At 69.7% G+C, this 6,356-nt stretch carries 5 protein-coding genes; 4 read left to right on the top strand and 1 reads right to left on the bottom strand.

The genetic code is table 11. The annotated features are described in order from the left end of the window. Window positions 1-268, top strand: a 268-nt coding sequence (locus ACWTSU_RS05280) for a M48 metallopeptidase family protein (RefSeq protein WP_455138835.1), incomplete at its 5' end; no start/stop codon positions are given. A gap of 249 nt (window positions 269-517) precedes the next feature. Beyond that, window positions 518-1,927 (top strand): TrpB-like pyridoxal phosphate-dependent enzyme, encoded by a 1,410-nt coding sequence (locus ACWTSU_RS05275; protein ID WP_455138834.1) that lies wholly within the window; start codon window positions 518-520, stop codon window positions 1,925-1,927. Window positions 1,928-2,161: 234 nt separating this feature from the next. Here ACWTSU_RS05275 and ACWTSU_RS05270 read toward each other — a convergent pair whose 3' ends face one another. Further along, entirely contained in the window at window positions 2,162-3,970 is a 1,809-nt protein-coding gene (locus tag ACWTSU_RS05270) for a carbon starvation CstA family protein (protein WP_455138833.1), read from the bottom strand. Between the two features lie 231 nt (window positions 3,971-4,201). On the opposite strand from ACWTSU_RS05270, the gene ACWTSU_RS05265 reads away from it, so the two are divergent. After that, entirely contained in the window at window positions 4,202-4,882 is a 681-nt protein-coding gene (locus tag ACWTSU_RS05265; protein ID WP_455138832.1) for a response regulator transcription factor, read from the top strand. A gap of 15 nt (window positions 4,883-4,897) precedes the next feature. Further along, window positions 4,898-5,947 carry a sensor histidine kinase gene (locus ACWTSU_RS05260; RefSeq protein WP_455138831.1) on the top strand — a complete coding sequence of 350 codons (1,050 nt, stop codon included), beginning with the start codon at window positions 4,898-4,900 and terminating at the stop codon, window positions 5,945-5,947. Window positions 5,948-6,356: the final 409 nt, after the last annotated feature.

Here is a 6,356-nt window from a genome sequence, read left to right as displayed (position 1 = left end):
CTCCCCCGCGACCGCCTGGCAGCTGCGCGCGATGAGCACCCGCTGGGGCTCCTGCACGCCGGCCACCGGCCGCATCCGCGTGAACGTCCGGCTGGCCGCCTACCCGCCCACCTGCCTCGACTACGTGGTCGCCCACGAGCTCACGCACCTGCTGGAGCCCAGCCACAACGCGCGCTTCCACGAGCTTCTCGCCCGCGCCTACCCAAACGAGCGGACCGCCCGCGCCCTGCTGCGCCGCGACGCCCGCGCCGTCGCGGCCGACCGCTGAGCGGAATTTCTCGTTGACGCGCCCGCTCCGGTGCGCTACGCTCCCCACCAAGCCAGCCCGAAGGAGGAACGAGCCAGATGATCCGCCGCCCCGACATCGCAGCAGCCGGCGCTCGCGCGTGGTGGTGGACAGATCTGACCCTCATCCCGGACTGACGAAGGCCGCCAGCGCACGCACACACATACAGGGCCCTCGGACGCAGTTCCGGGGGCCCTTTTCTTGTGCGCCGCCAGACGAAAGGAGCACGTCATGCCCGCAACGCCCGCCACTGAGCCCTATCGCCTCTACCTCCGCGAGGACCAGATCCCGACCTCCTGGTACAACCTGCGCGCCGACATGCCCGAGAAGCCCGAGCCCATCCGCCTGCCCAACGGGGCCATCGCCACCCACGCCGACCTCGCGCCCGTTTTCGCCGACGCCCTGATCGACCAGGAGCTCGACAACGACACGGCCGAGTTCCCCATTCCCGCGGGCGTGCTCGAGATGTACAAGGTCTACCGCCCGAGCCCACTGTGCCGCGCGTACAACCTCGAGCGCGCGCTGGGCACGCCGGCCAAGATCTTCTACAAGTTCGAGGGCAACAACACGAGCGGCTCGCACAAGCTCAACTCCGCGCTCGCGCAGGCCTACTACGCCCACGAGCAGGGCCTCACCACGATCACCACCGAGACGGGCGCCGGCCAGTGGGGCACCGCGCTCGCCGAGGCCGCCGCGCACTACCACCTCGACCTCGACGTCTTCATGGTCAAGTGCTCCTACGAGCAGAAGCCGTTCCGCCGCAACATCATGGAGACCTTCGGCGCCACGGTGACGCCCAGCCCGAGCGCGACCACCGAGGTCGGCCGGCGCATCCTGGCCGAGCACCCCGACTCCACCGGCTCGCTCGGCACCGCGATCTCCGAGGCCGTGGAGCGCGCGCTGCACGTGCCTGAGAACCGCGGCCGCTACCAGCTGGGGTCGGTGCTCAACCAGGTGGTGCTGCACCAGTCGATCATCGGGCTCGAGAGCTACGAGGCCCTGCGCGAGGAGGGCGAGTACCCCGACGTCGTGATCGGCTGCGCGGGCGGCGGCTCCAACCTGGGCGGCCTCATCGCCCCGTTCATGCGCGACAAGCTCACTGGCGCGCGGCCCGACACGCGCTTCATTGCCGTCGAGCCCGCGAGCTGTCCCTCGCTCACGCGCGGCCGCTACGCCTACGACTTCGCCGACACGGGCCAGACCTGCCCGCTCTGCAAGATGTACACCCTCGGCAACGGCTTCATCCCGAGCCCCGACCACGCGGGCGGCCTGCGCTACCACGGCATGAGCCCGATCGTCTCCAAGCTCAAGCACGACGGCTACCTCGAGGCCGTGGCGGTGCGCCAGACCGAGGTCTTCGAGGCGGCCGAGAGGTTCGCCAAGCTCGAGACCATCCTGCCGGCGCCCGAGAGCGCGCACGCGATCTTGGTGGCCATGCGCGAGGCCGAGCGGTGCCGCGAGACCGGCGAGGCCAAGACGATCCTCTTTGGCCTCACGGGAACCGGCTACTTCGACATGGTGGCCTACGACAAGTTCAACCGCGGCGAGATGGAGGACCACGTCCCCACCGACGAGGAGCTCGAGGCCGGCTTCGCCACGATCCCCGAGGTGCCGGGCATCCAGGCCGCCGGCGGGCTGTAGGGGCGGAGATGGTCGCCCTGTGGGCTGCGGGGCTACCGTCCTTCACAAGTTGGGCGGTTTTGACGGGCACCCCAAAGTAGCGCAAGAAATCGCAAGCCTCTGACCTGCAGCTTTGCGCTGCTCAAATCCGTCGCTATTCCAATGAGCCAAGAAAAACCGCCCAACTTGTGAGGACGCCCCCTTTGCATGCGGCAAAGGGGGCGTCCAGAGGCTCAAAACAGGGCTGGGACGAGCCTACTTGGCCTCGCCGCCCCAGTTCTTGCGGCCGAGCTCGGTCCACTCGGGCTCCTCGTCGGGCAGCGACCCCGCCTTCTTGCCGAAGAGCTCGCGCAGGCAGTGGTACGCCACGAAGACGCCCAGGATCACGATCAGGATCGCGAAGACCAGCTGCAGGCCGGACGTGGCGATGACCGCCGCACCGCCCGCGGCCAGCGCGTTCACGCAGCCGATGATGCTCTGCACCAGCGAGGTGAACGTGCACACCAGCAGGAACGCGACCGGCACGTACAGCATCCAGCCCTTGCGGCCGGTGCACTTGCAGAACACGGCGAGCGCGATCATGGTCATGCCGCCGAGCAGCTGGTTGGACGCGCCGAAGAGCGGCCAGATGTTGTTGTAGCCGCCGAAGGCCAGCGCGAAGCCCAGCACGAGCGTCACCACGGTGGAGACCCAGGTGTTGGAGCACACGCGAGCGAGGGCGCCCTGCTCGGGGCCCGCGGCCGCGGCGTCGTCGCCGGTGGCGAAGAACTCCTGGAACGACAGGCGACCGATGCGCGCCACGGCGTCGACCGAGGTCAGCGCCAGCGCGGAGACGCACATGGTCATGAAGACCGTGGCGAGCGTGCCGTCAACGCCGAAGGCGGTCATGCCGCGCGCGACGCCCTGCGAGAAGATCTGGAACGGGGTCGCGGCGACGCCGTTGTTGAGCGCGCCGGTGCCGGCGGTGTTGAGGTCGGAGAACATGATGGCGGCCACCACGATGGCGAGCACGCCCACGAACGACTCGGCGACCATCGCGCCGTAGCCCACGGGCAGCATGTCCTTCTCGCTGGAGACCTGCTTGGAGGACGTGTTGGTGGACACCAGGCTGTGGAAGCCGGACAGGGCGCCGCACGCCACGGAGACGAACAGCAGCGGGAAGATGTAGCTGCCCTTGTCGGCGAGCGCGGCGATGTCGGCGACCATCGGGGCCGTCATGTCGGCCTCGCCGCGGGCACCCAGCACGAAGATGCCGATGACGGCGCACGCGATCATGACGATCATCATGATCGAGGTGAGGTAGTCGCGCGGCTGCTTGAGCGTCTGGATGGGCATGGCCGCGGCAAAGAGCAGGTAGACCGCGATCACGGCGAACCAGCCGAGCTTGTTCAGGTACAGCGGGATCTGCATGCCCACGGCGAACATGAGCACGAAGAGCACCACGGCGAGCGCGAGCTCCTTGATGCCCGACAGGCCGAAGCGGCGGTTGACCCAGCCGAACAGGATGGCCACGAACGTGAACAGGATCGAGATCGTGCCGGCCGCGCCGCCCGCGTAGGACTTGGCCACGTCAACGGAGCCGTCGGCGAAATAGGTGGCTTGGAAGGTGTTGGCCACCATGTCCACGAAGGCCGCGATGACGATGATCGTGAACAGCCAGCTGAAGATCAGGAAGAGCTTGCGGCCGGTGCGGCCGATGTACTTCTCGATGAGCTGCGCGAGCGACTTGCCGTTGTTCTTCACGGACGCGTAGAGCGCGCCGAAGTCGTGCACGGCACCGAAGAAGATGCCGCCGATGAGCACCCACAGAAGCACCGGCAGCCAGCCGAACATCATGGCGGCGATGGTGCCCGTGACGGGGCCGGCGCCGCAGATGGAGCTGAACTGGTGCGAGAAGGCCGTGAAGCACGAGGCGGGCGAGAAGTTCTTGTCGTCCTCCAGGCGCTTGGCGGGCGTGAGCGCGTCCGCGTCGATGCCCCAGCTCTTGGCCAGCCAGCGGCCATAGAGCACGTACCCGGCGACCAGCACCACGGCCGCGACGAGCACGATGACGATTCCGTTCATGCGTTTCCCCCTTTACGATCGAGCGGTGCCGGGCCATGATGCACCCGCGACCTCCACGGCAACGCCACATTCCTTGATTGATAACGCATCAGAAACACGCTCACCGAGAAGTTCCGACCGCCCGCGGGTGTCCCAGGGGGAGGCGGCGCGGACCGGGGAGGTGACCAAAGCGTCACGCGCCGCGGCCGCGGCGCCCCCTATACTCGGAGCCAGCGACCGAACGGAGGACCCATGCTGCGCATACTGCTCGCCGAGGACGACCCGCTCATCGTCGAGGGGCTCTCGGAGCTGCTCGCCGGCGAGGGCTACGAGGTCGTCTCCTCCCCCACCCAGGCCGGCGCCGTGGAGCTCGCGTGCGCGCCGGGCGCCGACGTGGCGCTCGCCCTCGTTGACCTGACGCTCGCCGAGGGCAGCGGCTACGCCGTCTGCGCCGCGATCAAGCACGCCACGCCCGAGGTGCCCGTGATCTTCCTCACCGCCGCCGACGACGAGCTCTCCACCGTGACCGGCCTCACGATGGGTGCCGACGACTACGTGGCCAAGCCCTTCCGGCCCCGCGAGCTTCTCGCCCGCGTGCACGCCGCCATCCGCCGCGCCCGGCCCGAGCGCTCCACGCTGCGGCTGGGGCCCGTGAGCATCGACCTCGACCGCGCCCGCGTCACGCGCCATGGCGAGGAGGTCGCGCTCTCGGCGCTGGAGTACCGCCTGCTGCTGCTCTTTGCCAAGAACGCGGGCCGCGTGGTCACGCGCGACATGATCCGCGACGCCCTCTGGGACGACGCCGGGGCCTACGTGGAGGAGAACACGCTGTCGGTCTACATCAAGCGGCTGCGCGACAAGCTCGAGGACGACCCGACCGAGCCGCGGCTCATCGTCACCGTGCGGGGCCTGGGCTACCGCGCGGGCACCTAGGGCGGCGAGAGGCCCGTGCTGCTGAGAAACCCCGAGGTCAAGCGGTCGGTCGTCGCGTTTCTCGCCGTGGGCGCGGCGGGGTCCGTCGCCGCGTGGCGCCTCGCGGGGCCCGCGGGCTGCGCGTGCGTGGCGGCGACGGCGGCGGCGCTTCTCGTCGTCCTCCTCGTGGCCACGCGCCGGCGCTACCGCGCGCTCGCGCGCCTGGCCGAGCAGGTGGACGCCGTGCTGCACGGCGAGCGCGACGTGAGCTTCGAGCGCATGCGCGAGGGCGAACTCGCGATCCTGTCCTCCGAGCTCGACAAGATGCGCAGCCGCCTGACGCTGGCCAACGAGGAGCTCGCGCACGAGCGCAACGCGCTGGCCGACGCGCTGGCCGACGTCTCGCACCAGATCAAGACGCCGCTCACCTCCCTCACGCTGATGACCTCGCTCACGCGCGCGGCGCTCGTCGCCGAGGGCGGCCACGAGGCCGAGGTGGCGCGGCTGCGCACCTCCGAGCGGCTGGAGGCGCAGGTGGAGTGGCTCGTCGCGTCGCTGCTCAAGCTCGCGCGCATCGACGCGGGCGTGGTGCGCTTCGCCCGCGAGCGCGTGGACGCCGTCGAGCTGGTGGCGCGCGCCGCCGAGCCGCTGGAGGTGGCCTTCGAGCTGGCCGGCGTCGAGCTGGCGCGCGACGTGGCGGCGGGCAGCGGCTTCACGGGGGACGCGGCCTGGAGCGCCGAGGCGCTCGAGAACGTGCTCAAGAACTGCCTGGAGCACACGCCGGCCGGCGGGCGCGTGAGCGTCACCGCCCGCGAGGACGCGCTGGCCTTCCGGCTGCGCGTGGAGGACACGGGCACGGGCATCGACCCCGAGGACCTGCCACACGTCTTCGACCGCTTCTACCGCGGCGGCGAGAAGAGCGCCTCGTCGGAGGTCGAGCCGGGCGGCGTGGGCATCGGGCTGGCCCTGGCGAAGAGCCTCGTCACCGCGCAGGGCGGCTCCGTGCGCGCCTCCAACGTCACGGGCGCCGACGGGCGCGTCACCGGCGCGGCCTTCGACCTCGTCTTCTTCAAGGCCACGGTGTAGGCGGCGCGGGCGCGGACGCGGCGCCCTCCTGGCCCCGGGCCCTTCTCGCCGTGGGTTCGGCATCACCCTCCCGAGACCACCCACACCGCCCGTGCCACCCGTCCGCACCCCCATGCACATGCGTCAATCTGATGCATGTGCATGGCCACGCACCGCCCTTCTCGCCCAACGGGACATGCACAAGCGTCAGAGAGGCGCATGTGTATGGGACCCGTTTCGCACCTCCCGCCTCCCCGGCGTGCGCATGCGTCAGGTTGATGCATGTGCATGAGCCGTATCACCAGTTTTTGCCGCGCGGTCCGCTCACATGCGTCAAGTTGAAGCATGTGAGCAACAGGATTTAACTCCCTCGCTCACGTCGGCGTGGGGAGAGGCTTAATGTGCGCCGACAGGAAAAAAAAAAGAGGCG

It is taken from the genome of Thermophilibacter sp., assembly GCF_966187215.1.
The sequence above is the reverse complement of the archived record's forward strand: the minus strand, read 5'-3'. Positions and strand labels throughout refer to the sequence as shown.